The 25,914-nt window shown below is 71.5% G+C and carries 19 protein-coding genes; 5 read left to right on the top strand and 14 right to left on the bottom strand.

Going from position 1 to position 25,914, the window contains the following annotated elements:
- Positions 1-314: 314 nt before the first annotated feature.
- Positions 315-749: a DUF6918 family protein gene (locus tag WMF20_RS04255; RefSeq protein WP_129573123.1), complete on the top strand. Its 435-nt coding sequence runs from the start codon at positions 315-317 to the stop codon at positions 747-749.
- 168 nt (positions 750-917) lie between these two features.
- Here WMF20_RS04255 and WMF20_RS04250 read toward each other — a convergent pair whose 3' ends face one another.
- The 3 genes from WMF20_RS04250 to WMF20_RS04240 all read right to left on the bottom strand — a co-directional run bounded on the left by WMF20_RS04250 (position 918) and on the right by WMF20_RS04240 (position 4,976).
- Positions 918-2,234, bottom strand: a complete 1,317-nt coding sequence (locus WMF20_RS04250) for a hypothetical protein (protein ID WP_129573122.1) — start codon at positions 2,232-2,234, stop codon at positions 918-920.
- Between the two features lie 10 nt (positions 2,235-2,244).
- Positions 2,245-4,332 carry an elongation factor G gene (gene fusA, locus WMF20_RS04245; RefSeq protein WP_437610907.1) on the bottom strand — a complete coding sequence of 696 codons (2,088 nt, stop codon included), beginning with the start codon at positions 4,330-4,332 and terminating at the stop codon, positions 2,245-2,247.
- 176 nt (positions 4,333-4,508) lie between these two features.
- Positions 4,509-4,976 carry a Tudor-knot domain-containing protein gene (locus tag WMF20_RS04240; RefSeq protein WP_129573121.1) on the bottom strand — a complete coding sequence of 156 codons (468 nt, stop codon included), beginning with the start codon at positions 4,974-4,976 and terminating at the stop codon, positions 4,509-4,511.
- Positions 4,977-5,200: 224 nt separating this feature from the next.
- On the opposite strand from WMF20_RS04240, the gene WMF20_RS04235 reads away from it, so the two are divergent.
- Positions 5,201-5,701 (top strand): YchJ family protein, encoded by a 501-nt coding sequence (locus tag WMF20_RS04235; RefSeq protein WP_437610904.1) that lies wholly within the window; start codon positions 5,201-5,203, stop codon positions 5,699-5,701.
- 60 nt (positions 5,702-5,761) lie between these two features.
- Here the strand turns inward: WMF20_RS04235 and WMF20_RS04230 are convergent, their stop codons facing one another.
- The 8 genes from WMF20_RS04230 to WMF20_RS04195 form a co-directional block, all read right to left on the bottom strand.
- Complete coding sequence (locus WMF20_RS04230; protein WP_437610902.1) at positions 5,762-6,856, bottom strand: patatin-like phospholipase family protein; 1,095 nt, start codon at positions 6,854-6,856, stop codon at positions 5,762-5,764.
- Between the two features lie 143 nt (positions 6,857-6,999).
- On the bottom strand, positions 7,000-7,959 hold the full coding sequence (locus WMF20_RS04225) for a CPBP family intramembrane glutamic endopeptidase (RefSeq protein ID WP_437610900.1): 960 nt from the start codon (positions 7,957-7,959) through the stop codon (positions 7,000-7,002).
- On the bottom strand, positions 7,956-9,635 hold the full coding sequence (locus WMF20_RS04220) for an L-aspartate oxidase (RefSeq protein WP_129573117.1): 1,680 nt from the start codon (positions 9,633-9,635) through the stop codon (positions 7,956-7,958). The genes WMF20_RS04225 and WMF20_RS04220 overlap by 4 nt, the downstream gene beginning before the upstream one ends.
- A 2,450-nt stretch (positions 9,636-12,085) precedes the next feature.
- The gene (locus tag WMF20_RS04215) at positions 12,086-13,675 is read right to left on the bottom strand and encodes a hypothetical protein (protein ID WP_437610898.1); all 1,590 of its coding nucleotides are present in this window, start codon (positions 13,673-13,675) and stop codon (positions 12,086-12,088) included.
- Between the two features lie 28 nt (positions 13,676-13,703).
- Positions 13,704-14,825, bottom strand: coding sequence for a PEGA domain-containing protein (locus tag WMF20_RS04210; RefSeq protein ID WP_437610896.1), 1,122 nt, complete (start codon positions 14,823-14,825; stop codon positions 13,704-13,706).
- A gap of 14 nt (positions 14,826-14,839) precedes the next feature.
- Complete coding sequence (locus WMF20_RS04205) at positions 14,840-15,841, bottom strand: hypothetical protein (RefSeq protein WP_437610894.1); 1,002 nt, start codon at positions 15,839-15,841, stop codon at positions 14,840-14,842.
- Positions 15,842-15,865: 24 nt separating this feature from the next.
- Positions 15,866-17,608, bottom strand: coding sequence for a protein kinase domain-containing protein (locus WMF20_RS04200; protein ID WP_437610892.1), 1,743 nt, complete (start codon positions 17,606-17,608; stop codon positions 15,866-15,868).
- The gene (locus WMF20_RS04195) at positions 17,608-18,894 is read right to left on the bottom strand and encodes a serine/threonine-protein kinase (protein WP_437610890.1); all 1,287 of its coding nucleotides are present in this window, start codon (positions 18,892-18,894) and stop codon (positions 17,608-17,610) included. The genes WMF20_RS04200 and WMF20_RS04195 overlap by 1 nt, the downstream gene beginning before the upstream one ends.
- 292 nt (positions 18,895-19,186) lie before the next feature.
- On the opposite strand from WMF20_RS04195, the gene WMF20_RS04190 reads away from it, so the two are divergent.
- Together WMF20_RS04190 and WMF20_RS04185 are read left to right on the top strand one after the other, a co-directional pair.
- Positions 19,187-19,507, top strand: coding sequence for a hypothetical protein (locus tag WMF20_RS04190; protein WP_129573110.1), 321 nt, complete (start codon positions 19,187-19,189; stop codon positions 19,505-19,507).
- A gap of 44 nt (positions 19,508-19,551) precedes the next feature.
- Positions 19,552-20,193, top strand: a complete 642-nt coding sequence (locus WMF20_RS04185; protein ID WP_437610887.1) for a sigma-70 family RNA polymerase sigma factor — start codon at positions 19,552-19,554, stop codon at positions 20,191-20,193.
- 29 nt (positions 20,194-20,222) lie between these two features.
- On the opposite strand, the gene WMF20_RS04180 is transcribed toward WMF20_RS04185, so the two are convergent.
- The 3 genes from WMF20_RS04180 to WMF20_RS04170 are packed head-to-tail and all read right to left on the bottom strand — an operon-like array spanning position 20,223 to position 24,270.
- Positions 20,223-22,472 carry a tetratricopeptide repeat protein gene (locus tag WMF20_RS04180; RefSeq protein WP_437610885.1) on the bottom strand — a complete coding sequence of 750 codons (2,250 nt, stop codon included), beginning with the start codon at positions 22,470-22,472 and terminating at the stop codon, positions 20,223-20,225.
- Positions 22,469-23,806: a tyrosine-protein kinase family protein gene (locus tag WMF20_RS04175; RefSeq protein ID WP_437610883.1), complete on the bottom strand. Its 1,338-nt coding sequence runs from the start codon at positions 23,804-23,806 to the stop codon at positions 22,469-22,471. Before WMF20_RS04175 ends, WMF20_RS04180 begins: the two co-directional genes overlap by 4 nt.
- The gene (locus tag WMF20_RS04170) at positions 23,800-24,270 is read right to left on the bottom strand and encodes a hypothetical protein (protein WP_437610881.1); all 471 of its coding nucleotides are present in this window, start codon (positions 24,268-24,270) and stop codon (positions 23,800-23,802) included. The genes WMF20_RS04175 and WMF20_RS04170 overlap by 7 nt, the downstream gene beginning before the upstream one ends.
- A 254-nt stretch (positions 24,271-24,524) precedes the next feature.
- Between WMF20_RS04170 and WMF20_RS04165 the strand changes: the two genes are divergently transcribed.
- On the top strand, positions 24,525-25,331 hold the full coding sequence (locus WMF20_RS04165) for a hypothetical protein (RefSeq protein ID WP_437610879.1): 807 nt from the start codon (positions 24,525-24,527) through the stop codon (positions 25,329-25,331).
- Positions 25,332-25,914: the final 583 nt, after the last annotated feature.

Below are 25,914 nucleotides of genomic sequence, written 5' to 3'. Positions count from 1 at the left end.
TTTAAATTACATCGAGAGTATGGCGTGCTCGGGCCGGCCGTGCATGGGGTGTCCCCGGGAATCGAGCGCGGGACGCGCGATGGGTTGTCATCCTGGACGGTCGAGGAGGTTGCGCGAACCGTCCTGGACCGAAGGGTTTCCGGGTGGGCGCTTGCGATGCCTGCCTCTGAGCCGCTGTGGTAAGAGCCGCGCTTCGTGTGGTCGGGAGCGGGCCGGAGGTCCGCTCGACGGGGTCGGGGCTCCCTGCCGGGGGTCACGCTGACATGGGTCTGGGGGCCGCGTCCGGCCTCCGAAGCGCCCGGAGGAGTTCGAGAATGGGTCTCAGCGAAACGCTGCTCGATGCGAACAAGAAATCGCAGGTCATCGCCGACTGCTGCACGCTGGTCGACGAGGAGGTGGCCTCGAAGGGCGGGCTCTCCGGCCTGGCGGTCAAGGCCGGCTACGCGGCCGTGAAGGGCATCAAGCCCGGCTTCATCGCCCAGGTGGTCGAGAAGCTCCTGCCCGAGTTCGCCGCGAAGCTCGATCCCGTCTGGGCCGAGGCCACGCGCAGCGGCAACGCGAGCTCGTACCTGACCACGAACCGCTCGCGGGTCGCCGACGCGCTCCTCAGCGTCACCGACGAGAAGGCGAAGACGTCGACGAGCGGCGTGGTGCGCGGCACCTACGAGAAGCTGCGCGGCTCGGCGAAGAAGAACGTCGAGGACGCCGTCCCCCGCCTGGCCCAGCTGATCCAGAAGCACGCGTCCTGAGCCGCCCGGCGCAGCAGGCCCGCGCCGGCCTGCTGCGCGCCGCAGCGCCGCCGGCGCGCCTCGTGAGAGCGGGAGATGTCGGGGGGGACGGGGGGAGCGCTCCGCGCGCCGGCTGAGCCGGCGCGCCGAATCGTGCGCGGGATGTCCGGGGAGCGCTCCGCGCGCGGCTCAGTCGGGCGCGCCGAAGCTCCGCGCGAAGAGCTCGCGGATGGCCTCGCGGCCGGCGTCGTTGAGATCCTGCGTGCCGATGCCGGCGAAATTCTCGCTGATGATGCTCGGCTGCCGCGCGATCTCCCAGGCCGTGCCGCTCCAGCGGAACCAGCCGCGCTTCTCCTGATCGTAGACGAACAGCGGCTTCTTCCAGAGCCGCGCGAGCTCCGCGCCCCAGCCGGTGCCGCCGCGCACCGTGCCGTCGTCCTGGAGCGTCCCCACGACGAAGACCTGGCTGGCCGCGTTGATCTGGTGCCAGATCGTCTGGAGGATGTTGCGCACGAGCGGGATCTCGCTCAGCACGCGGCCGAGGCGCCGCGACACGTAGACGAGGCTGAAGTCGCCCTTGCGCAGCTCGTCGTCCCCGAGCACGACCACGCCCCGCTGGCGCTCGAGGAGCCGGTGGCCCTCGAAGCTGTAGTTCAGCTCCTGCACCCCGTACCGCTCGGCGCACGCGCCGAACTCGGCCTCGGCCCCCTTGGCCCCGCCCGAGTGCAGGCGGAACTTCCGCGGGTCCTTCGGCCGCTCCGAGGGGGGGCGCACGTCCTCGTCGATGACCCGCATCGAGTGGGGATCGAGGCGCAGGTGGAGATCGGCGAGGTCCTTGTTGCCGTGGTCCTTGAGCAGCCGCAGGCGGACGACGTCGCGCTCCGGCTGGAGGTAGACGACCACGCTGAGGTGGCGCTCGACCTTCTCCAGCGCCGCCGGCAGCTTGCCCGGGGCGCCCGCCTCGTCGACCTGCGCCGCGATCCAGACCTCGGCGGAGCGCTCCTTGGCGAGGCGGCCGAGCGCCTCCATCGCCTGCTCGGACGCGACCGCCACGTCGAAGCCGTCGACGATGATCACGTCGGGCTCGAAGTGGGCGACGCCGCGCGCGAACGCCACCGTCTCGAGCATCTTCTCGACCCACAGCCGCGCCGCCTGCTCGGGCGAGTCGGGCGACGCCTTCACGTGGCCGAGGTGCGAGTAGATCTGCCGGTGCCGCTCGACCTCGAGCCGGACGGCCTCGGGCTCCTCGAGCCGCATCGACTGCGCGAGGTCGTGGAAGATCTCGTCGTAGTAGGCGCGGACGTGGTCGACCGCGTTCTCGTGCGAGATGTGCAGGACCCTGCGATCCCGGAGCAGATCGTCGAGCGCGATCTGCACGAGCAACGCCGTCTTGCCCACGCCGGGCCGAGAGACGATGACGCCGACGTTGCCGCGGCCCAGGCCGCCGTGCATCGACCCCTCGAAGACCCGCATCGGGCTCCGCTCGTTCACCTCTTTGCGGTACATGCCCACCCCCTCACTTGGCCTTCTTGGCCTGCTCCTCCCGGTACTTCTTGATGAGCTCCTCCGAGAGCGCCGCCGGAAGGGGAGCATAGCGCGAGAACTCCATCGTGAACTCGGCTTTGCCCTGGGTCGCAGAACGAAGGACGGTCGAGAAGCCGAACATGTCGGACAGGGGCACCTCCGCCTCGACGCGGCAGAAGCCGTCCGCCTCGGTCGAACCGACGATGATGCCGCGCCGCTGCATGAGGATGCCGACGATGCCGCCCTGGAACTCGCCCGGCCCCTCGACGGCGACCTTCATCAGCGGCTCCAGGATCTGCGGGCCGGCCTTGGGGTACGTCTCGCGCCAGGCGCCGCGCGCGGCCTCCTGGAAGGCGATGTCGGACGAGTCGACCGAGTGGGCCGCGCCGTCGTTCAGCGTGACGGACACGCCCGTGACCGGCGCGCCGATGAGCTGCCCCTTCGGGAGCATCGACTGGAAGCCCTTGTCGACCGCCGGGATGAACTCGCGCGGGATCGCGCCGCCGACGACCTGATCGTCGAACCGGTACGGCGCCTCGGTCCACGGCTCGATGTAGCCGCCGACCTTGCCGTACTGGCCCGAGCCGCCGGTCTGCTTCTTGTGCGTGTAGTTGAAGTCGACCTTGCGCGTGATCGTCTCGCGGTAGGCGACGCGCGGCGGGCTCGTGACGACCTCGGCCGAGTACTCGCGCTTCATGCGCTCGATGTAGACGTCGAGGTGGAGCTCGCCCATGCCCTGGATGATCGTCTCGCCGCTCTCCGGATCCGCCCCGACGCGGAACGTCGGGTCCTCCTTCGTGAAGCGGCGCAGCGCCTTCGACATGTTCGCCTGGGCCTTGTTGTCCTTGGGCGTCACGGTCAGCGAGATGACCGGGTCGGGCACGTGCATCGACGTCATCGCGACGCTCAGGGTCCCGTCCGTGAAGGTGTCCCCGGAGTTGCAGTCGATGCCGAACATCGCGACGATGTCGCCCGCGCTCGCGCCCTCGATGTCCTCCATCTCGTCGGCGTGCATGCGGACGAGCCGGCCGACCTTGTGGCGCTTGCCCGTGCGGGTGTTCGTGATCTCGATCCCGCGGGACACGCTGCCCTGGTAGACCCGGAGGTACGTGAGCTGGCCGAAGCGGCCATCCTCGAGCTTGAACGCGAGCATCACGAGCGGCTTCTCCGAGTCGCTCGTCAGGGCGACCTCGGCCTCGTCCTTGTCGAGATCGACGGCCTTGTTCGTGATGTCGCCCGGGTTCGGGAGGTAGCGGGTCACCGCGTCGAGCAGGACCTGCACGGCCTTGTTCTTGTAGGCCGACCCCATCATCACCGGCACGATCTGGAGCTTCACGGTCGCCTCGCGGATCGTCCTGTGCAGGAGCTCCTCGGTGACGCGCTCCTCGAGGATCGCCTCGGTGAGCTCGTCCGAGTACATCGAGAGCGCGTCGAGCATCTCCTCGCGCGCCACCTTCACCTCGTCCGCCATGTCGGCCGGGACGTCGCCGACGAGGATCTTCTCGCCGTTCGAGCCCTCGAACCGGTAGGACTTCAGCGTGACGAGGTCGACGACGCCCTCGAACTTGTCCTCGAGCCCGATCGGCAGCTGCAGGAGGACCGGGTTCAGGTTGAGCTTCTCGCGCAGCTGCGCGCGGACCCGCAGCGGGTTCGCGCCGGCGCGGTCGCACTTGTTCACGAACGCGATGCGCGGGACGCCGTAGCGGCGCATCTGGCGGTCGACGGTGAGCGACTGGCTCTGCACGCCGGCGACGGCGCAGAGCACCAGGATCGCCCCGTCGAGCACGCGCATCGCGCGCTCGACCTCGATCGTGAAGTCCACGTGCCCGGGCGTGTCGATCACGTTGATCTGGTGCCCGCTCCAGAAGCAGTGCGTCGCCGCGGACTGGATGGTGATCCCGCGCTCGCGCTCGAGATCCATCGAGTCCATCTTCGCGCCGACGCCGTCCTTGCCCTTGACGTCGTGGATGGCGTGGATCCGCTTGGTGTAGAACAGGATGCGCTCGGTCAGCGTCGTCTTGCCCGAATCGATGTGGGCGCTGATCCCGATGTTGCGCAGCTTGGACAGATCGCTGATCACAGAAGGCTCCCCGCCGCGCACCCGTGAGGGCGTGCCCGTGGAGGGCGTGCGGCACGCAATGAACATCAGCCGGGCGGGCGCACTCTTGCGATCGCCCAGTCAGAAATTCGGCGCGGCTCTTAATTCGGCCCCATCCTAAGCGCCAGGGGGAAAATGATCCTCCGCGATCATTTCAACTACTTGGCCTGGATCCTGGAAAGCCCGACGGTCTCGTCCCACTCCGGTCCGTAGCCGTCGTAGTGGATGCGGTAGCGCTCCTGCCCCACGATGCCGGTGACGACGGCCGGGTACATCTGCCCGTGCCACTCGACGCGCACCCTGTCGCCGATCTTGTACAGGTTGGTCTGCGAGGCCTGCAGCCCCTTGCTCCGGACCTTCGGCGGCGGCGGCGGGTGGACGACGTCCCGGTCGACGAAGCCGCGGATCCGCTCTCGCGGTACAACTTCATCCCAGATGTCATCGTACCCCTGGTAGTGGACCTTGAACTTCGTCGGGCCCACGACCTCGATGACCTTGGCCGGGTAGTCGTTCCCCTCCCACGACACGAGGACGTCGTCGCCGATGGCGTATTGGCGCTTACAGCCCCCCAGAACCAGGGCAAAGGCCAGGAGGAGGGCCGCAGCGTGAGCGCGCGCTGCGGGCATACGTCTCGCCCGCCTTACCGCCCTCCTCGGCGCCCTGCAAGGGGGTTCGCGCCCGGGGCGCGGCGGGCGTCCTGCGAGGGTCCGGGCCCGGCGCCCCCGGCGCCCCCGGGGGACGCCGGGGGGCAGCAGCGCGGCACGGAGGGCGCGCTTGCGTCGCCCTGCTGCGCGCCGCGCCGGTGACGCCGGGCGCTGCCGCGCGGCGCGAACCCGTGTAGAGGACGCCGATGGCCCGAGATGTTCGTCCTGGCACGGGGAGCCTCTCCCGCCCGTGCCCGTGCGGCTCGGGGCGCGCGTACCGCGAGTGCTGCGCCCCCTGCCATCTGGGGGATCGCGAGGCGTCGGACGCCGTGGCGCTGATGCGCTCGAGGTACGCCGCGTTCGCCGTCGGAGACGCCGCCTACCTCTGGCGGACGCTGCACATGGGCCACACCGACCGAGGGCGCGACAGGGACGAGGTGCTCCGCGAGCTCAAGGCGACGATCCACCACCACCGGTACCGGGGCCTGAAGATCCTCGACAGCCTGCAGGGCGGCGACTCCGCGTCGGTGCTGTTCCTCGCCAAGATCTTCGAGGCGGGCGCGGACCGCTCGTTCATCGAGCTCTCCGATTTCCTCCACGACGGCGAGGGCTGGCGCTACCTCCACGGCGTGGCCGTCCCGCGGGCCCGCATCAGCGTCCCGGCCGACGAGCTGACGATCGCGCGCTTCTCGTCGCTGGTCGCCTGACCGCGCTCCCGGCCGGGGGCGCCTCGGCCGGCCGGGAGCGCCTCGGCCGGCCGCCGCGTCTCAGCCGGCCGCCGCGCCCGAGGCGCGCGCCTCGTGCCACCCCACCGCCTCGACCACCGGGCGGTTCTTCTCCATCCACACCGCGATGCGCTCGCGCGTCGTGCGGTAGGCGTACTCCAGGATGGCGCGCCGCGCGCGCAGGTTGGCCGGGTTGTGGAGGAACAAGAGCGCGTCGTTCGGCGCGGGCTCGAGCACGAGGACCTGCATCTTGCCCTCGGCGAGCGTCCGCCCCACCGCCTGGTGGAGCCGCGCGTGCGCGCCGATCCGCATCGCCTGGTTGAAGATCCACAGCATGCCCTTGTCGCGCACGCTCTCGCGCACGCCGTGACCGGTCGGGACCGGGCGGTGCGCCGTGGAGACCGGCACGAGCGGGCTCACGATGATCGTGAGCTCCGCCCCGGCGGCCTGCGCGAAATCGAGGTGCGCCACGTGGCCGAGCCCGCCGTCCAGGTAGTGCCGGTGGTCGATGCGCACCGGCGAGAAGAACAGCGGCAGCGCGATCGACGCGGCGCAGGCGAGCGACACGGGGACGTCGTCGAACCCCTCGGCGCCGAAGATCACCCGCTCGCCCGAGTCGAGGTCGTACGTCGGGATGCGCAGCGTCCGCGGCATCGCGCGGAACGAGTTCGGGATGCCGCGCCGCAGGAAGAACTCGGCGAGGAACCGCTCGTAGCGATCGAGCTGGAACAGGCCCGCGGGGAGCGAGTCGTTGAAGCGATCGAGCTGCTCGAAGAGGTACTGCTGCGCCGGCGCGTTCGGGGTCGCGTCGCCCCGGGTCGAGAGCCGGACGATGGCGTGACGGAGCGCGACCAGGCTGGTGGTGAGCGCGCGGCGCCACTCGCCGACGTCGAGGTGGAGGAGGTGGCCGCGCTCCAGCGGGAAGAAGTTGTCGACCGGATCGAGCAGGGCGCGGTAGAGCCGCTCGGTCGGGATGCCGCCGGCGAGGGCCGCGGCCACCGCGGCGCCGCTGCCGTGCCCGAGGTAGAGCGAGAAGCTCTGGTTGTCGATCCCCTCGACCCCGTCCTCGAGGGCCGCGAGCGCCCCGATCTGGTAGAGCGCGCCGGTCAGGCCGCCCCCCGGGAGGCAGAGGCTCACGCGGGCCCGCCTCGCCTCGCGGCGAGGGGCCGCGCGGCCCCCGCCGTTCGCTTCCACGGTCTCCGGGGCGCGGCCTTCGCCGTCCCCCGCTGCGATCTGCGCGGCTCGGCTCGCGCCGCCGCCTTGGCTCTCGAACGCCGGCATCATCGGAGGTCCTCTTCCCTCGCGCGGGCCGCCCCCTCGGCGCGGTTGCCGAGGGCGCAGGCGAGCGCAGTCAACACAAGCGCGCAGGCGGAGCTCACCGCCACGAGCCACCCCGGGATCGACGCGATCTCCGGCAGCGCCGCGCCGGAAGCGGCGGGCACCTCGAAGGCCGGGTCCGCCCCCCCGGCGGAGAGGAGCGCGGAGCACTGGATCGCGTTGTAGGTCCCGTGCATCACGATGGGCGGCAGCAGCGAGCCGCTCGCGACCCGGACGACGCCGAGGGCCGCGCCGAAGAGCGCGATCGGCAAGAGCTTCTGCCACTCGCCGTGGGCCGCGCCGAAGAGCGCGGCCGTGGTCGCGACAACGACCGGGGCGCCGTGCACGAGGCGCATCGGGCGGGCGAGCGCCCCGCGGAAGAAGGCCTCCTCCAGGGCGGGGCCGAGCGCGATGAAGATGAGGCCGAACGCGATCCGATCGAGCGCGCTCGCCTCCACGAAGGCCTGCACGAGCCGGGCGTCGCTGATCCCCGACGGGAAGCGCCGCTCGATGGCCTCGTAGAGGGCGGTGACGGGCGGCTCGAGCGCGAAGCCGAGCGCGACCGCGAGCGGGTAGAACGCCGCGTGCGTCCCGCGCACCCCGAGGAGCTCGCGGACCCTCGCGCGCGGCGCGTGGACGCGGCGCACGCCGAGGAGCCCGAGGAGGTACGCCGCGGCCTGGCACGCGAAGCTGCCCACCACGTCGAGCCTCGGCGCCGGCGGCGGCGAGCCGGCCGCGCCGCCCGGCGCCGGCCGGAGCAGGGCGAGCGCGCCGAGCAGGCACACGAAGACGAAGGTGACGGCCGCCGTCCAGCCGGCCGCCGCGAGGACCGGCATCGGTCGCTCGCCGCGGCCGCGATGGACGAGCGGGCCCTTCGCGCCGTCGCTGGGCGGAGGCTCGGCGGTGCTGCGCGGATCGCTCATCGACCTCGCAGATGAGGCAGCACACCCCGCTTCACGACCGTGTCCGTGGAGAGGCGATCGTTCGTCTCCGGGTAGTCGATGGTCGAGTGCAGCCCCCGGCTCTCGTGCCGGGCGGCGGCGCAGCCGACGATGAGCTCCGCCACGGTGGCGATGTTGCGCAGCTCGAGCAGATCCCGCGTGACGAGGTGCTTCCAGTAGTACTCGCGGATCTCCTCCTGGAGCAGGGCGATCCGCCGGGCGGCGCGGCGGAGGCGGGCGTCGGACCGGACGATGCCGACGTAGTTCCACATGGTCCGGCGCAGCTCGTCCCAGTTGTGGGCGACGACGACCTCCTCGTCGCTCGCGACCGCGTTGCCGGCCTGCCACTCGGGGACCGACGGGAACGGGCTCTGCCGGAGCTCGTCGATCTGCGTGGACAGGCGCGCGGCCGCGCGGTGGCCGAAGACGAGCCCCTCGAGCAGCGAGTTCGAGGCGAGCCGGTTCGCGCCGTGGAGGCCGGTGCACGTGCACTCGCCGATCGCCCAGAGGCCGGGGATCGTCGTCCTGCCGTAGAGGTCGGTGGTGACGCCGCCGCACATGTAGTGGGCGGCCGGCACCACGGGGATCGGCTGCGCGGTGATGTCGATGCCGTAGCGGAGGCACTGCGCGTAGATGGTCGGGAAGTGCTCGCGGACGAAGCTGGCCGGCCGGTGGGTGATGTCGAGCAGCACGTAGTCCGAGCCGGTCCGCTTCATCTCGAAGTCGATGGCGCGCGCCACGATGTCGCGCGGCGCGAGGTCCTTGCGCGGATCGTGGCTCGCCATGAAGGCCGTGCCGTCCGGCAGGCGGAGGATGGCGCCCTCGCCGCGCAGCGCCTCGCTGACGAGGAAGCTCTTCGCCTCCGGGTGGAACAGGCACGTCGGATGGAACTGGTAGAACTCCATGTTCGCGATCTCGGCGCCGGCGCGGTAGGCCATGGCGACGCCGTCGCCCGTCGCGACGTCGGGGTTCGTCGTGTAGAGGTAGACCTTGCCCGCGCCGCCGGTGGCGAGCACGGTCGCCCGCGCGAGGTAGGTCTCGACGACGTGCGGCTTCGAGGCGGGGCGGTGGCGGGGCGCGGGCCGCTCCGAGTCGCGCGGCCGCGGCGCCGGGTTCAGCGCGGCGTCGGTCTCGTCGAGCACGTAGGCGCCGGCGCAGACGTCCGGCCCGCCGAAGCGGGAGAGCGGGATCAGGTCGATCGCCGTGTGGTGCTCGGCGAAGCGGATGTTCGGGTTCTGCCGGGCCTGCTCGAGGAGCGCGCGCTCGATCTCGAGGCCGGTGGCGTCGGCGGCGTGCACGATCCGCCGCGCGGAGTGCCCGCCCTCGCGCCCGAGGCGCACCTGACCGTTCTCGTGGTCGAACTGGGCGCCCCGCGCGATGAGCTCGCGCACCCGCTCGGGGCCTTCGCGCGCGCAGATCTCGACGACCACGTCGTGGCAGAGGCCCGCGCCCGCCTCGAGGGTGTCGGCGATGTGCGCCTCGGGGGAGTCGTCCGGCGCGAAGACCGCGGCGATGCCCCCCTGAGCGTATTTCGTGTTGGACTCGTCGCGCGAGCGCTTGGTGACGACGATCACCTCGCCGTGCTCGGCCGCCTCGAGCGCAAATGTAAGCCCAGCTACACCGCTGCCGATGACGAGGAAATCGGTCGTAATCGCCACGGTCCGGTAGGGTAGCAGGAGCGGGGCGTGCGAAGGTAGGCCGTGGTGCGCGCCCTGCACGCGACGGCGCTGCGGGCCTGGCGTTCGGGCCGGCGCCGCGCGAGCGCAGCCGAGGCGAGCGCCGGCGTGGGCGGCGCCGCGCCGAGGGGAGCCGCGCCGAGGTGAGCCGAGGCGAGCGCTGGCGTGGGGGCTTGTGTGAGCCGGCGCGAGGCCGATGCCGCGGGCAGGCGCGAGGCCGATGCCCTGGTCGAGGCTGGCTGCGCGTCCGCACTCGCCCGCGAGGCGGTGGTGCGGCGTGTCTGCCGAGCAGGGGCCGGGGCCGGCAGCTCTCGTCGACGGCAAGAGCGATGTACTGCTGGGCTGCCTTCAGCGACCGTCGGGTATCATTCGTGCTCGCCTATCTCGACCGGAGTCGCAGCCCCTCGGCTGCCGGCCACGCGCGCCGAGAGGCACGTCACTGGCTCGCGCTCGCCGCTCTCAGGAGCGCAGTCGGGGAGCAGGCTGCGTGGTGTGTCAACCTGGCGAGCGCATCAGGCGAGATGATGTCATCCGATACGCCACCATAACAGCGCTGCGGGAGACAACCCCTCCCCCGAATCCACCGGCGCCCAAGCGACGCCACGCATCAGAGCTCTCCTGTTGCTCGCACGACACCTCGACGCAGGGCCGCCGCGCCTGCATCGGTTCAAGCCTCAAGCATCCTTGCGCTCGACACGCGGTGAGCGTACGAGCCTCAGCTTGCCTCGGCGCTTGCTCGGCCTCTTCGGACCACCCGCCCCGGCAGCGGTCTTCGGCTCGCCGACGACCAGCAGCGGCTTCGGTCGGCTCTCCGATGGCGGAGCAATCTCCTCCACCGCATCTCCGCGAGCCGCACGCGCCGCGAGGCAGTGCTCGCAGCATTGCTCCGGATCCCACGGGATGTCGTCGAGCCCCATCTTCCGCACCCACTTCCGCTCCCACTCCCCCAGCCCGCTCAGGCTCGGGCGCCTACGGGAGGGAGGCAGGTCGTCTCGGCTGGACTTCCGGCGCATCGGCATGGCGCTCCTTCGGCATCGCCAACTCTGCCGAGATCGGAAGAGCCCGCCAAGGGGTTTCTTCCACAAATTGATGCTCTTTCGGTAGTTTACGTTCAACGATGTCTATTTATCAGGGAATCGTACGGCAGCGATCGCTTTCCGCGGTCCTCCGGGAGCGTAGTTCCCGCGGATCCTTCGCGATACCTCGCCACACCTCGGAATGTATCTTCCTTCCGATCGCTCCTCATGTGCTCGCCACCAACCTCTCCCTGCCCCCTCCACCGCGGCGCTGGCGGTGCTCCGACGACGCCGCCCGCTGTCTCATCGCTCGCTCGCCGAGACTCCTGCTCCGCCGCCCTTACGGCTTCGGCGCCTGCGTTCTCCGCAACGTTGCTGCTTCCGCTGGGCTCCCCCGCACCCGCTGTGCCGGGCATTTGCATCGTCTGCCGTTCCTGCCTCACCGCCTCGCCCCGGTGCGCGATCGCCGGCGACGGCCCACCGAGACCTCCTCCTCCGGGGCCGCCGGTGCCTCCCTGGCCTCCCTGACCGCGAGCGCACGCGTTCTTCGACCCGCCGCCCCCCATGCCGCCGACCCCGCCGGCTGCGCCCGGCGCAGATCGCCATCTGCGCCTCCCCCTGACTCCGTTGCCCGCCTTCAGCGCGCAGCCCTTCAGCGCCACCTTTCCCTTCACGCTCGCCAGCGCGAGACTCGCTCCGCCGGCTCCACCGCCTTGCCCCGGCAGCCCGCCGCAGCCGCCGACTCCACCGCTGCCGCCGCTCGCTCCGGCTCACCATCGCTCACCACCACGACGTCGACACCATCGACCCGCGGCTCCGGTAGCACAAGCGCCATCGTTAGCGTCACTTCCGGCTTCCCTGCCTTTGCTGGCCTCACCTCCTGCCCGCACCACGCAATTCGCGCTGGTGTACACAAGAGAAGAGAGAGCACCACAAGGATGCCCACCCCCTGCCCATGCTCGACCCTTCGGGCCCGCGCGCGGTCCGCCCCTCCCACGCCCCGCGCGCGACGGGAGTGGTTCCCGGAGCGCCGGCGACCCTCGCGTCAGCGCTGCGGCGCATCCGCCCGGCCGCAGGCTCTCGCAGAACACAAAAGCGATCTGCTGCCGGGCTGCCTTCAGCGACCGTCGGATAACATCCGCTCTCGCGGCCCGACGCAGAAGGGTTCAGCAGATCCTCGGTCCGTCCACCCGCGCCCTGGGCATTCCACGCTGTGGTGGAGAAGTTGTAAGCGCCGAGCAGCCCACCGTGCCGCGTTTCCACGACAAAGCAGTCCCTACCACCCCGGCTCGGGGTGCGTCCACTTAATTCTTGTTGTCTCCTTCAGCTCAGCAGCTCACGCCCATTGCTCTCGTTCTCCGGTCGATTGCATTCCGTTGAGCTGTCCAGAATTGCCACGCGACGACACCGCGCTTCTCACTGCCCGCAGCTCGCATTGGCGGTGAAGTCCCAACATTCTCCGCTCTCACCCGCTCCGCCGGCATTGCCGCGCGGCGCCGTGCTGCCTCCGTCGCCGGCTGTGCCCGCCATGAAGCTCTTCAGCGCAACTGTTGCGCTCGGCGCCGCGGCATAGGCGATGCCCACCGCATGGCCTCCTCGACCGCCCGCGCCGGGGCCGCCCATTCCGCCTTGGCCGCCTCGTCCACCATCGCATCCGATGGATCCACCGAGGGGCGAAGCGGCACCCCCAGTCCCGCCACTGCCCCCAGCGGCACCGCCTCTTCCACCGGCGCCATCCCCGCCCTTCCCTGCCTTGCCCACCGCGACCGTCACCTCCGTCAGCACAAGCTTCGTCCCCAGGCTCACGATCCCGATGCTCGATCCGCCGGCCTTCCCGCCGCCGCCTCCCTTGCCGCCGCAGCCGCCGGCTCCGCCACCGCCACCGCTCGCGCCGGGGCCCTCAACGGTGTTCGGACCGGCCGGGCAGAACAGCCCCGCCTTCGCGCCCCCGCCCCCGCCTCCCCCTTGACCTTTCTTCCCCGTTAGGCCGTTGTCGCCATCGCCGCCGGCGATGCCGGCCAGCGTCAGCTGCGTGTCGCTGTCCGCTTCGCCGGAGTCGCCGGCAGATCCAGGCGCGCCGGGCTGTCCCTGCCGGCAATTACCGCCAGTCTGCCCTACGCCGCCGAGACCGTAGTCCTCCGGGTTCGGCTCCGGCAGCGGCGCCCCGTTCTCCCCGGGCTGCCCATTGCCCTCGTCGGTGCCCGCAATCCCACCAAGCCCACCGGCGCCGCCGCGCGTATCGCCGTCCTCGCACATCGTCACGCCGGGATCGCCGCCTCGAACTGCCGCGGGTAAACCGCACGCACTCGACGGCCGCGTCTGCTCCGTGTCTGGCGCGCTCGCTCCCGCCTGCGGCGCCACCATCGGCGTCTCGCCGTTCGCGCCAGGCATCCCATCGCCCGCAGTCACGTCCACCTGCGCCAGCTCCGCCTCGATGTCCGCCACGGCCACGCCGATCGACGACCCGCCCGGCTCCGTCGCGCTCGCCGCGCGGACCGAGAAGCTCCGCACCTTCGCCCCGCTCGCACCTTCCCCCAGCGTGAGAGCAATCTGGTTCGCAGGCGCCTCGATCGCGCTCCGCGCCTCCTCGCTCCACGTCCACCCCGCCTCGCAGTCGAAGCCCCCGATCACCTCGAGCCCCGCCTCGATCGTCACGCTCTCCGCGAACGGCTCGCTCGCGCACGCAAGCACCCGCTTGCCCTTCGCGTTCGCCACCGCTTCCCCCAGCGACGCGTATGGCTTCGCCTTCGTCCCGTCGCCCCCCGACTCCGCGCTCGCGCTCGCGAACACCGCGCATTCGTCGCTCACGGCGCTCGCGTCCTGTGTCGGGTCCCCCGCGCACGCGGGGTTCGGCGGCCCGCCTCCCTCTCCCTGGAGCCAGTCGTGATGTGCGTTCTCCAGTGTGTACTCATGATCGCCGGTCAGGCCGATCGATAGCGAATCGCACCCGACGGCCGCGAGCACCGCGCAGATGGCGCCAGCCGTGAAGCCGTTATGTCCTCTCACGTTCGCGTCCTTTCCTTCCCGCCGCCGCTCACCACGCACCAACGACACCGACCATCGTCTCGCTCGTCGCCAGCGAGACGATCGGTCGAACGCCGACCGAGCTGTCCGTCGTGGCCGACCGAGGCCAGAGCGCGTACATCGCTGCCCCTGCAGCCAGCGCACCGGACGCGACGTACGCAACGAGCGCGCCTGTACCGAACGCCTCGGCGCGACCAGCCGTGTCCTTGAAGGCATCGCATGCGCTCGCCACGTCGCTCGGTGCATTCACGCACCCGGGACCCCTCGACAAGATTGCGGCACGTTGTGCATCGGCATCGCTCCGCGCGTTGCGTGACGCCACCGTCATCCCGATCCCCACGCCGAGCCCCACCACGCTCGCCGCTCCCATCGCGATCACCGGAACCCAGCTCCTTTGCTGCGGCGGCGATGCCGGCTCCACCGGCGCCCCAGGCGCCAGCTCTGCCGCAGGCGCGCCGGCGTGCGCGCTCGACGCGCCCGTGCCTCCGTCCGTCTTCACGACCGGCGCCGTCGCCTGCGCCTCGCTCTTCGCCAGCGCCATCGCCAGCGTCACTTCCGCCGTCCCTCCCTTGGCGACCTTCACCGTCTGGCTCGCCGGCGCGTACCCTTCCAGCCTCGCCTCCACCCGGTGCTCGCCCGGCTCGACGAACACCTCCCCCTCCAGCGGCGCCTTGCCCACGGCCTTGCCGTCGACCAGCACCTCCGCCCCCGGCGCGCCCGCCGTCACCGCCAGCGCTCCCACCTGCGCTCGCGACTCCGCCAGCCGTTTCTCCGCCGTCGTCTTCAGCTTCGCCGCCGCTTTCATCAGCGGCCAGTGCCGCAGCGCATGCGACAGGTACTGCGCTGCTTCCTTGTGCTTCTTCAGCTGGTACTTCGTATTCCCGAGGTTGTACGCCACGTCGAACGTCGGGTTCAGCTCCCACGCCGACTGAAGCTCCGCCTCCGCCTCCACGTATTTTCCGTCCGAGTACAGGCGCAAGCCTCGTCGATAAAATGCATCGGCTCGCGCCGCTGCATCAGCGCTGGCCGAGGCTTCCCGCGGCGCCACAGGCTGTGCGGCAGCGATCTCCGGGGCGACAATCACGGTCGCCGCAGTGAATAACAGAGCAAAGGATCGGCAGGTCATCATCATGGCTCCACGCGGTTTCACTCCATCACATCATCGGCAAGCGGCCGCTCGGTAGGCACGGGTGCCGCCGGCGCCTGCGGCGGGCGCGGCGCCGCGCCCACCGGCCGCGCAGGCACCGTCGGTGCAGGGGCAGGCGGCTCGCCCTCGGTCGCGACATCGTCAAGGCTCGGCTCGGCCTCCGCCGGCGGCGTGGGCGCTACCGGCGACGGCAGCTCCGAGGCTGGCGGCGGCGGCAGCGCGCTCCGCGCCGGCGCCCCGCTCGGCGGCGGCGCTGGCTGCTGCTCCTTCGGCGGTGTCGCTCGCAACAGCAGCGCCGCCAGCACGAACGGCATGCTCACCGCGAACACCGCAAGCACGACCATCAGCCACGTCGGCATCCACGGCCGGCGCTTCGCGGTCGCCGGCGCGCTGGCGGGCGTCTTCGGCGTCGCCACCGGCGGCGGTGAGATCGGCAGCAACGACGACGGCAGCAGCGACTTGTCGATCGGCGGCAGCGAACGATCCGCCCACTGGCTCGGCGCCATCGCCCCCTGCTGCGCAACCGTACTCCGTGGGACCCCGGCACCGGGCATCGCCGCTCCCTGCGGCGCTGCCGCGCCTCCGTACAGCGGCACCGCCGCTCTGTGATGCGCCGCCGCTGGTGCGTGATGCGCCGCCGCTGGTGCGTGACGCGCTACCGCCGCTCCTCGATGCGCTACCGCTGCGCCCTGCTGCGCCGCCGCCCCCGGCAGCGGCGGCGGCCCCACCGCGCCGTGCTGCGCCCCCACCCCCGGCAGCGGCGGCGGCCCCTGCGGCGCCGCTTGTTGCCCCTGGGGCAGCGCCGGCACCACCGGGAACTGGAACAGCGGCTGCCCTGTCGGCTTCTGCTGCTGCATCTCGGACAGCGCCCGGTCCAGCTCCGGGTTGTTCAGCGCCTGCTGCAGCTTCCGCTCCGCAACCGCCGGATCCGCCTCGCGCCGGATGCTCTCTAGGTCCGGCAGGTACTGCCGGACGTCGTCGCTGTCCTTGTTGCTGCTCATCTCGAAGACCTCTCTCGTCAGCGACTAGAACGGCCTGCACCCAGCCGACGCGCATGGACCTGCCGGCTTCGCGCTCCCTGCATCTGCGGGCGCAGCCTTCGGCCCCAGCGCCGCCTTCTTCTCCTCCGACAGCACTCGCAGAAACGACGGCTTTTGCCGCGTCGGCATCGGGTAGACATCGTCCTTCTCCGTCTCCGCCGGCGCCGTCCTCACCGGCGCCGCCGGCATCACCTGCGCCGACGCGATCTCCGGCGGCGGCACCGCTCGCTGCGCTTCCCTCCACGGCGACTGCATCGGCGCTGCGTGCAGCGTCTCCATCGCGGCCAGCGTCGGCGGCACCGCCCGCTGCGCTCCCGCCTCGAGCGCCGCCGCCGCCGCTTGGCACTGCGCCGCGGCTCCCGACAGCCCCGGCGCCCCTCCTCGCGCCGCCGCCCTCTCCGCCCACGCCCCCGGCAGCACCGCCGTCGCCTCCCGCGGCGCCGCGCTCCCGCGCCCCCCCGCGCCGCCGCGCACCGGCAGCGTCGGCAGCGTCGGCGGCAGCGGCTCCGTATACCCCACCCCCCGCCCGCGCGGCACCCGCGCCGGCTCCCGCGACGCCGGCGCGAACGGCAGCGGGCTCGCCGGCGCCACGAACTGCTCCAGCGGCGCCGTCTCCCCGTGCACCACCCGCCGCCCCCTCGCCTTCTCGCTCTCGCTCCCCCGCACCATCCCGCCCCCCTCTCTCCCGCCCTCGCCGCGCGCCTCCCCCGCCTCTCCCGCCACCGGCGCGCTGTCCTCCTCCATCTCCACCCCGGCGAACGCCGCCTGCCGTTCCGCCTTCATCCGCTCCTGCGCCAGCCGCTGCGCCAGCACGTGCCCCGCCGGCACCGTGTCCCTCAAGAGCCCGCGCAGGTCCCGCGCCACCTCGTCGAACCTCGAATACCGCTCCTCACGGTCGATCGCGATGCAGCGCGCCACCACCGGCCACACGAACTCGGGGCAATCCGGCACAAGCTCGTGCACCGGCTCGGGCGCCGCTACCAAGTGCCCCGTCAGCGTCTCCTCCGCCGTCGCCGGCTCCCCGTCATCCAAAAACAGGTGCTTCCCCGTCAGCACCTCGTAAAAAATCGCCCCGAACGCGTAAATATCCGTCCGACCGTCCGGCCTCGCCCCCTCCCCGCGCTCCGCCTTCTTCGACGTCCCGTACAGCATCTTCACCTGCTCCGGCGAGATGTACCTCACCGTACCCACGTCCGGCAGGTCGTCCGTGTTCATCCCCCCATCGGCGAACTTCGCTATCCCGAAGTCCAAGAGCCACACGTGCCCCTTCGCGTCCCCCTTCGCGCCCACCATGATGTTCTCGGGCTTCAGGTCGCGGTGCCATATCCCCTTCGAGTGCACGAACATCATCGCGTCCGCCACCTGCAGCATCACGTGCATCGCGCTCAAGAAATCCAGACGGTAGATCTTGTTCAGCACCTTCCTCAGCGTCCGCCCCTCGAGGTAGTCCATCACGATGTACGCCACGTCGTCCGGCGACACCCCGGCCTTCCTCATCCTCACGATGTTCGGGTGCTTCAGCTTCGGATAGAACTTGCACTCCTGCCGGAACCGCCTCGCGAAGTCCTCTCTCCTCACGTGCCGCGGCGACATGCACTTGATCGCCACCACGTCGTCCGAGTACTCCTCCACCGCCTTGTACACTTCCCCCATCCCACCCGCGTCGATCACCTCCGTGATCCGGTAGTCCAGGAACACGTCCCCGGCCTTCAGCGCCTCACGCGCCATCACCACACCCCCAGGCCGCGCAGCAGCAGCGCCGCGATCAGCGAGAACACCACCGTGCTCGCCGCCGTCAGCGCCGCGAACAGCCGCGCGTCCACCGGCGCCGCCCGTTCCGCCTCGCCCGGTGCCACACACGCGCGAGCCCCCGCCCCGCCGGTGCCGTCCGGCACCGCCTCGAACCACGCCCCGAGCTCCGGCGTCCACGCTGCCCCCGCCTCCCCTCCGCCAGCCATCGCCCCCTTCGATGCCCGCTCTGCCGCCGCCGACAACGCCGCCCGCTCCGCTCCCCCGGTCCCCGCCACCCCCGCCACCCCCGCCCGCGCGCTCCCTCCCGCCTCCCCCAGCTCCGCCGCGATCCGCCCCAGCTCCTCCGCGAACGCCTCGGCGCTCTGGAACCGCTCCTCCGGCCGCTTCGCCAGCGCCCTCAGCACGGCCCGGTCCAGCGCCGGCGGGATGGGCTGCGCGGCGCGCCGCGACGGAGCCGCCGGCGCTTCCAGCACGTGCGCGCGGAGCACCGCCAGCGCGTCGTCCAGGTGAGCGAACGGCCCGTGCCCCACCAGGAGCGTATACATCAGCAGCCCAACGGCATACACGTCCGCCCGCGCGTCGACCGGCTGGCATCGCGCCTGCTCCGGCGAGGCCGTTCGAGGGGTCCCGACGAGCAACCCGGCCTCGGTCGGATACGCCGGCCCGGCCAGGGGAAAGGGCCGCTCCGCGCCCGCCGCGCCCGCCTCGACGCCCCCGTCGAGCACCTTCGCGACCCCGAAGTCGAGCAGCTTTGCGACGCGCCCGCCGCCCGGCGCCGCCGACCCCGGCGCGCACAGGAACACGTTGTCGAGCTTCACGTCGCGGTGCACAAGCCCGACCCGATGCGCCGCCGCGAGCCCCGCCAGCACCTGCCGCACCAGCTCGATCGCCTCGGCCACCGGCAACGCCCCCCGCCGCTCGAGTTCCTCCCCCAGCGTCCTGCCTTCGAGCCGCTCCATCACGAGGTAGGGCCGCCCCGCCGGCGTCCGTCCCAGATCGAGGACCGCCACCACGTGCGGCGACGACACCGCCGCCAGCGCCTGCGCCTCGACCCGCAGCCGGTCGGCGAACCGCGGATCCCCGGCGAGGGCGCGGCGGACCAGCTTCACCACGACCCGCTTCCGGAGGGCGCGGTGCTCCGCCTCGATCACCTCCCCCATGCCCCCGCGCCCGAGCCGCCGGAGCGCCCGGTACGGCGTTCCTTCCAGCTCGTCCCCCCCGCCGCGGGGGGGCCCTGCGCTGCCTGACGTGAGGCGTGCCACCGGCGTGGTCTCCTGAAGGGGAAATCACGAGCACGGGGCCGGTTCCGACAGAGAAAATGCACCGGCGCGGTCGATTGTTGAAAAGCAGCGTCGATTCGCGTAGTTGCCTGGCCACGAACGCCCGCGCGTCCGCCCCGGCCCGCGCCCGCCGCCGCCGCGCCCGCCCGGGCGGCGCAGAAAAACGACGGGGGCGACGCTTTCCCTGTCCGAACCGGTCCGCCGATGGTGATTTGAAAAGAGGAAGGACGAAGGGGCGCCGCGCCGCACGCAGGGTCCCGCCACGCGAGGCCCCATGACGCACGAAGCCCCCGAGCGCGACGACCTGGACAGGACGGGTGACGTCGATCCCCTCGTCGATGCCTGTGTCGCCGACGCGCTGAGCCCCTACCTCGGGGCGCTCTCGCCCGAGGAGATCGAGGACTACCGCAGGCTCCTCGAGGTCTTCATCACGACACACCCGGCGTCGATGCCGCTCTACGATCGCTTGCGGGCGAGGCCTCCTGTCCTGTCCGAGAGCGGCGAGGTGGCCCGCGAGGGCTCGGGCGCGAAAGGGGCGATGGCGACCCCGGCGGCGCCGGAGCGCGGCGACGGGACCTTCGGTGGGCGGCGGTGACGGGCAGCCAGCGTCCACCTCCCTCTTCTCCGGATCATGAGCGCGTGCTGGAGGCGCTCCCGATGGCGCGCCACGTCGCGCGGACGACCGCGCGGGTCTACGGCGTGCGGACGCGACAGGGCCTGGAGGACTGCGAGCAGACGGCCTATCAGGCGCTCCCCGAGGCGAGCCCCGGATACGACGCGGCGCGCGGCGTCCCGTTCGGCGTGTATGCCTGGAAGCGGGTGGCCGGCGCCGTCATCCGGCTGCTCACCCGCGAGGCGTCGTTCCGCCGCGCCGGCCTCGACGCCGCGCTCGACGCGGCCGAGTCGATGCGCGACGCGAGCGATCCGTTCGGCGACGGCGACGCCGACGCCTTGAATCAGCTCAAGGACCAGTGTCGCGCGCTCGTCTTCGCGCGCTTCGTCGCGTGCGCCGGCGAGCGGCTCCGGGCGCACCCCGAGGACACGATGGCGCGCACCCAGGCCCTCGAGGCGCTCCGGACGGCGCTCCGCGGCCTCGACGAGCGGGAGGCGCGCCTCATCGAGCTCCGCTACTGGCAGGACCTCTCCTGGGCCAAGGTCGCCGCGGCGCTCGGCGTGCACGAGAAGTACGCGACGCGCATGGACGAGCAGCTGCGGCAGCGGCTCCGGGGCGATCTGCGGGCCAGCGAGGTGGACGAGCCGCCGCCGAGCGAGGGGGCATGAGCATCGGCTGCCGAGCCCCCTCTGAAGAGTCACTTTCCAGCCGAGGCTGCGGCGACGAGGAGACTCCAGCCTTGGTCGCGCGCATAGAGCGCGTCCGCTTCCTGCTCGAGGCCATCGACCTCGGCGCGCTCCAGCTGCGCCTTTGCGATCACGTAATCGCGCAGCGACGAGTCCGGCATCGTTTCCGGCGATTGTGCCCGAGCGAGCCGGAGAAACTGCAACGCAAAGCGATATAGCCGCCTGTAGGTCATCACATCTGCCGTGCGTTTGCAGAAGCCAGCGTATAGAGCGGTTCTCTTTTCGGCGGACAGAGCGGCGCTGCGCCGCAGAGCCTGCTGGAATTGCGAACGCCCTTCTTGCGCATCGCCGAGAAGGAGCAGCGCCAGCGTGAGATCTAGCCTGGATTCTGCCCCCGATGACTCATCATTGAGGTCTTCGTACAGCTTGGCACTCTCCTGAAGGTGCGAACGCGCGCTCTGTGGCTCCCCGCCCCTCAGCTCGACATGCCCGAGCGCCCATAGCATGACTGCGAGTAGCGAGGAATCACGTGCCTGCCTGGCCAGGCCCACGGCTTCCTCGAATTCCTCTCGCGCCCGCTTGCCGTCCCCCTCATTGAGGCTCATGAGACCTTGCTGCGCCCAGATATTCGACTGCAGCCTGACGTTGCCAGTATCCCTCGCTATCTCTAGAGCGCGCGCGAAACGAGCCCGCGCAGCGGCGAAATCTCCGCGCGCGATTTCGCCCTGAGCGATCTTCCACGCATCGCCGACCTGGCCCACGATCTGCCTCAGGATAGGCAGCTCCCGGATGAACTGCTCCCGCGCCCGCTGCTTCTCCCCAACCAGCAGATCACGCCATGACGCCGAGTAATCCGGGGTGATCTCGAACGCATATCGGTAGATATCCGGAACGTCGAGCTTCCCGTCGTCCACCTCGCGCAGCACGCCGAGCCGGAGCAATTCCGACACCACCAGATCGCCGCGCGCCGGGATCCCCGCCGGCTCGTCCGGGCGGCGCTGCGCGAGCCGCGCCTCGACCTCACCGCGGCCCAGCCAGAGCGTCAGCCCGCGAAGGTTCTCCATGCGCCTCACGAGCGGGTACTCCTCCACCAGCTCCTGTACCCGCTGCCGCGACGTCTGCTGGAGCGAGGTCAGGAGATCCCTGGGCGTCACGAGCGCTCCCCGGCTCCGAGGCGGCCCCTTCCTCGCCGACTCCGCGGCGAACGAGAGGAACCAGAGCAGCACCCTCGGCGTGACCCCGCCGTGCGCATCGCGCAGTCGGCCCATCATCCAGTCCAGGGAGGACGCCTTGACCACCCCTTGGCCGATCACCTTGCCCGCGAACCTGGCGACGAACGCGCTCTGCACCTCGCGCGATTTCATCTCGCCAGGCATCCAGCCGAACTCCCCCCGGTCCACGAGCGTGAGGCCCGGGACGTCGCGCAGCCAGGCCCGCGCGGGCTCCGACTCCTCCGCGAGGTGTCGCGCCGCTACTTGCAAGAGCGCTCCCGGATCCCAGGTGAGCGCCTCGGATCTCGCCCGGAGCTTGCTCGCGTCCGCGAAGCCGAGCTCTCCCGCATCGAGCAGGTCGTCCCGCAGGAACAGCTTGCCTCGCAGGCGCCGGTAGCGGCTGGAGAGCGACAACCACAGGGACAGTAGCGCGCTCAGGTAGCGGCGCCGCACGCCGGGGTCGAACTGGCCGATCCGGTCCAGCGTGTCGTACGTCGCCATGACTGAGCGATCAGCCGACGACAGCGCGCGCTCGGCCGCATCCAGCGCCGCGTTGACCGCGCCGAGGTTCGCCTCGGCGGCCGGCAGCCATGCCTTGAGATCGGGCACAGGTGCTGCCAGCACGGACGAGAGCGCCTCCGGCACCGCGACGACCTCCGGCACCTCGTCCCGCAGCCGCCGGAGCAGGTGCGTCATCCAGAATGCCCGCAGCGTGACGTCGCTGGAGCCGGCAGCATAGGCCTCCAAGGTGCCCACCTCCGGATGGAGCGCCGCCGCCGAGAAGGCGTCGATCCACGTCGCCTCCGGGATCCGCTCGTCCTCGAAGAGCGCCCGCAAACGCGAGGCGGTGCGCGGCTCGTTGACGAGCCGGAAGAGCGCCGTCTTCCCCGTCCCCCGGCTGCCCAGGATAACGACGTTCTCGGGCCAGAGGGCGCGGCGGTGCGGGCCGAGCGGAACGAACGTGGTCAGCGGATCCAGCGCCTCGCCGTCGCCGCGCGCGCCGAGCCGCGCGAACGCCTCGAGCACCTGCTCGCGCTCCTCCGGGCTCATGCGTCCTCGTCCTCCCTCGGCGGCACGCACAGGATCTCGACCCGCTTGCGCAGCTCCTCGAACCACGGAGCAAACAGCGACGTTCGGATACCCTGCAGCGAGGCGAACCGCGCGAGCCCCGCGTCGTAGCGCAGCACGAACGGCACGTGAGGGCCCGGATCCTGCTCGGAGATGGTGAGCGCCGCCCTCTGGTACACGTGCTCGGCAAAGCTCGCGTAGCTGCGCTGCCGGAACTCCTGCTCCTCGAACAGCGCCTCGGGGAGCCCCTCCGATGGCACGAACGACTGCGCGATGACGCACTGGAGCCCTATCGTCCCCTTGCGGCCCACGAGCGCGCCGAGCGTCACGTCGAGCCCGCGATACCCCTGCTCGCTCGCGCGGCTGACGATGACGTCGACGTGCGCCAGCCGGTGCAGCGACAGCCCCGCGAGATCGTGCAGCCCTGCCCGGGAGTCGATCAGGATGTAGTCGGGCGCGATGTCCCGCCGCACGGCGAAGAGCAGCTCGCGAAGCGCCAGCTCCATCGGGCTCGTGGAGGCGTGACCGCCCTGGCCGGCATCGGCGCTGAGGAAGTCGAGGCGCGCGAGCTTCTCCAGGTACATGGGGCCGAGCCTGCCCGCCGCGAGCACATGCACGCGCTCCTCGTCGTCCCCGAGGGCACGAGCCCCCGCGACGAGGTCATCAAGCCGAGATGCGCCCGTCGCGACATGATCGGCCAGGAAATCGACGACCCCTCGCCCGGATTCCCCCTCCAGCAGCACGCCGAGGCCCGGCGCCTCCAGATCCAGATCTACGACCGCGACCCGCCGCCCCGCCTGCGCCAGCTGCCACGCGCACGCCGTCAGCGCGGTCGTCCTGCCGACCCCACCCTTGTAGGAGTAGAAGGTCACGATCGCCGGACCGTCCCCCAGCTCCCATGGCAGGTTGGGCTGGCCCGCTTCCAGCCACGCCTGCTTCGACAGGCGCCTTTCCATCTTGTGCCATGGAGCGCGAGCAGCGAGCCCGCGAACGCCCGTGGCGGGGTCGTCGTACGTCGCGCCCCACCGGGGTTGCGCCTCCGGGCGAGCCAGCACGGCGCGGGCGAGCCTGGCCTCATCGGCGTGCCGGGTCGCGGTCGACCAGATCGGGCCGACGAAATACCCGCCGAGCGCCCCCCGGAGCGCCTGCGCGAGCGCGTCGACGTCGACGGCCGCGGCGCCGGGCTCGGGATCGATGACGAGCCTCACCCGGCCGTGGAGATCCCGCACCGCGCAGCAGCGCCGGACCGTGACGAAGTGGGGAGCCTCCTCGCACACCCGCACCAGCGTCGGAAGCACCTCATCGAACGTCACCATGGAGTGTGCCCCTCGGCGATACGACCGTCCGCCCAGAGCGCGACCGCGACGGAATCCACCACCTCGCGCGCCTCCTGGCAGAGCGCCTGTGCTTCCGACCGGGATCGCGCTCCAGTGCGCTGGTAACGCGCCTCGACCCGCCAGGCGGACAGGGCAGGGCAACGTGCGGCATCCATAGGCACATCGTAGCGCCGCGCCAGCGGGTCGAGGTCCAGCATGAACGCGGTCACGTCGGCCGCGGAGGTCTCGACGCCGTGGCCGATGGCCTGGTCGAGCCAGCGCAGGGAGACGGTGGCCTTGCGCGCGCACTCCGGACCGTAGCCCGCGAGGTGATACGCCTGGTCGGGCGACGTGTAGCCGGCCGCCGGGTCCAGCAGGTGCTCGGCGTCCCGCACATGCCGCAGCGCCGCGGACAGCAGGTCGGCCGCCTTGGTGGAGAGGGTCAGCGCGCTCGATCGGGCCATCGCCGCACCGTGTGAACACGGTCTGGACGAGGGCGTCAACAGGCGAGGGCTCGGCCGGTCGGCGAGGTCGGACGGCGGCTGGACGCCGGCGCCGGGCGGCCGCGGTTCACGCCGGCGGAAAAACTGCCGCCGTGATGGTGGCCAGGGCACGTTCGCGTCGCGCGAGCGGCCTTCCCGGACAGCGCTCGACCTGCAAGCCTGGCCGATGGTGCATTCCCCGGCGATCGCCGCCGGAGGAAAGCCAAGGAGGCACCATGGCGCTCAAAGACCTCTCTCCTCGTCAAATGGTTCAGATCACGGCCGCGTGGCTCGATCCGGAGCGCGAACGGCCGCGCCTCGTGTCGCTGAAGCGGTGCGCCCCGCTCATCGACGATATCGAGGCCGCGCACGACGGTATCTTGAAATCGCACCGCCGGCAGAAGAAGGCGAACGACGAGCTCGCCGCGATCCAGCAAAAGCAGGTCGCGGTCGACCAGGTCCACGACCGCAAGGCGCGCGGCGCCCACGCGGTGCTCACCGGGTTCGCCGATCTCGCCGACGATCCCGAGGACGCGGCGATTTACCTCGAAATCCGCGATCAGCTGTTCGCGGATGGGCTCAAGTTCATCTCGGCGAGCTACAGCGATGAGGCGGGCGAGGTGAAGCTCGCGCGCGACCGGCTGACGCCGGAGTCGAAGGCGGCGCTCAGGGCGCTGCCGACGCCGGGGGGCAACTTGCTCAAGGCGGTACAGGCGTGGTTTGCCGCGGGCGACGAGCTCGGCAAGCTCGACGCGCAGCGCGTCCATCTGGAGGCGCAGGACAGGCCGGGCGAGGCCAATTCGCCGGGAGGGCAGCTCCGGGCCCGCAATCGCTGGATCAAGGTGGTGCGCAGCGTGCTCCAGATGCTGGAGCTCGAGGGGCCCGACGCGGAGACGACGGGCCGGCTGCTCGCGCCGCTGCAGCGAGAGACGGCCAAGGCCGAGCGCCGGCGCTCGAATGGCAAGGATACCGACGCCGAAGGCGGCGCTCCGCCGGGCGAGCCCTCCATCGACGAGGACGCGCTCGGGGCCGGAGTCGACTGACGAGGCGCCCCCGCCGGCAGGCCCTCGTGACACACTCGATCCGTTGAAGCCCCCCGCCGGCAGGCCCTCGTGACACACTCGATCCGTTGAAGCCCCCCCGCCGGCAGGCCCTCGTGACACACTCGATCCGTTGAAGCCCCCCTGCCGGCAGGCCCTCGTGACACACTCGATCCGTTGAAGCCCCCCGCCGGCAGGCTCTCGTGACACACTCGATCCGTTGAAGCCCCCCTGCCGGCAGGCCCTCGTGACACACTCGATCCGTTGAAGCCCCCCGCCGGCAGGCTCTCGTGACGGACTCAATCCGTTACGCCACCCCCGCCGCCAGGCCCTCGTGACGGACTCGATCCGTTGAAGCCCCCCCGCCGCCAGGCCCTCTCCACGGATCGCATCCGTTAAGCCCCCGCGCCGCCAGGCCCTCTCCACGGATCGCATCCGTTAAGCCCCCCGCCGCCAGCCCCCTCTCCACGGATCGCATCCGTTACGCCTCCCCGCCGCCAGCCCCCTCTCCACGGATCGCATCCGTTACGTCCCCCCCGCCAGCCCCCTCTCCACGGATCGCATCCGTTAAGCCCCCCGCCGCCAG

This window comes from Sorangium sp. So ce834, assembly GCF_051521425.1.
GTDB classification, from domain to species: Bacteria; Myxococcota_A; Polyangia; order Polyangiales; family Polyangiaceae; genus Sorangium; species Sorangium cellulosum_D.
Note: the sequence above shows the minus strand (reverse complement) of the source record. Positions and strands in the feature narration are given on the sequence as shown.

Excerpts from the sequence above, each read along its gene's own strand:
- WMF20_RS04255 (WP_129573123.1), top strand. The coding sequence starts at position 315 with ATGGGTCTCAGCGAAACGCTGCTCGATGCGAACAAGAAATCGCAGGTC.
- WMF20_RS04250 (WP_129573122.1), bottom strand. The coding sequence starts at position 2,234 with ATGTACCGCAAAGAGGTGAACGAGCGGAGCCCGATGCGGGTCTTCGAG.
- WMF20_RS04240 (WP_129573121.1), bottom strand. The coding sequence starts at position 4,976 with ATGCCCGCAGCGCGCGCTCACGCTGCGGCCCTCCTCCTGGCCTTTGCC.
- WMF20_RS04235 (WP_437610904.1), top strand. The coding sequence starts at position 5,201 with ATGGCCCGAGATGTTCGTCCTGGCACGGGGAGCCTCTCCCGCCCGTGC.
- WMF20_RS04225 (WP_437610900.1), bottom strand. The coding sequence starts at position 7,959 with ATGAGCGATCCGCGCAGCACCGCCGAGCCTCCGCCCAGCGACGGCGCG.
- WMF20_RS04210 (WP_437610896.1), bottom strand. The coding sequence starts at position 14,825 with ATGATGATGACCTGCCGATCCTTTGCTCTGTTATTCACTGCGGCGACC.
- WMF20_RS04205 (WP_437610894.1), bottom strand. The coding sequence starts at position 15,841 with ATGAGCAGCAACAAGGACAGCGACGACGTCCGGCAGTACCTGCCGGAC.
- WMF20_RS04200 (WP_437610892.1), bottom strand. The coding sequence starts at position 17,608 with ATGGCGCGTGAGGCGCTGAAGGCCGGGGACGTGTTCCTGGACTACCGG.
- WMF20_RS04190 (WP_129573110.1), top strand. The coding sequence starts at position 19,187 with ATGACGCACGAAGCCCCCGAGCGCGACGACCTGGACAGGACGGGTGAC.
- WMF20_RS04180 (WP_437610885.1), bottom strand. The coding sequence starts at position 22,472 with ATGAGCCCGGAGGAGCGCGAGCAGGTGCTCGAGGCGTTCGCGCGGCTC.
- WMF20_RS04175 (WP_437610883.1), bottom strand. The coding sequence starts at position 23,806 with ATGGTGACGTTCGATGAGGTGCTTCCGACGCTGGTGCGGGTGTGCGAG.
- WMF20_RS04170 (WP_437610881.1), bottom strand. The coding sequence starts at position 24,270 with ATGGCCCGATCGAGCGCGCTGACCCTCTCCACCAAGGCGGCCGACCTG.
- WMF20_RS04165 (WP_437610879.1), top strand. The coding sequence starts at position 24,525 with ATGGCGCTCAAAGACCTCTCTCCTCGTCAAATGGTTCAGATCACGGCC.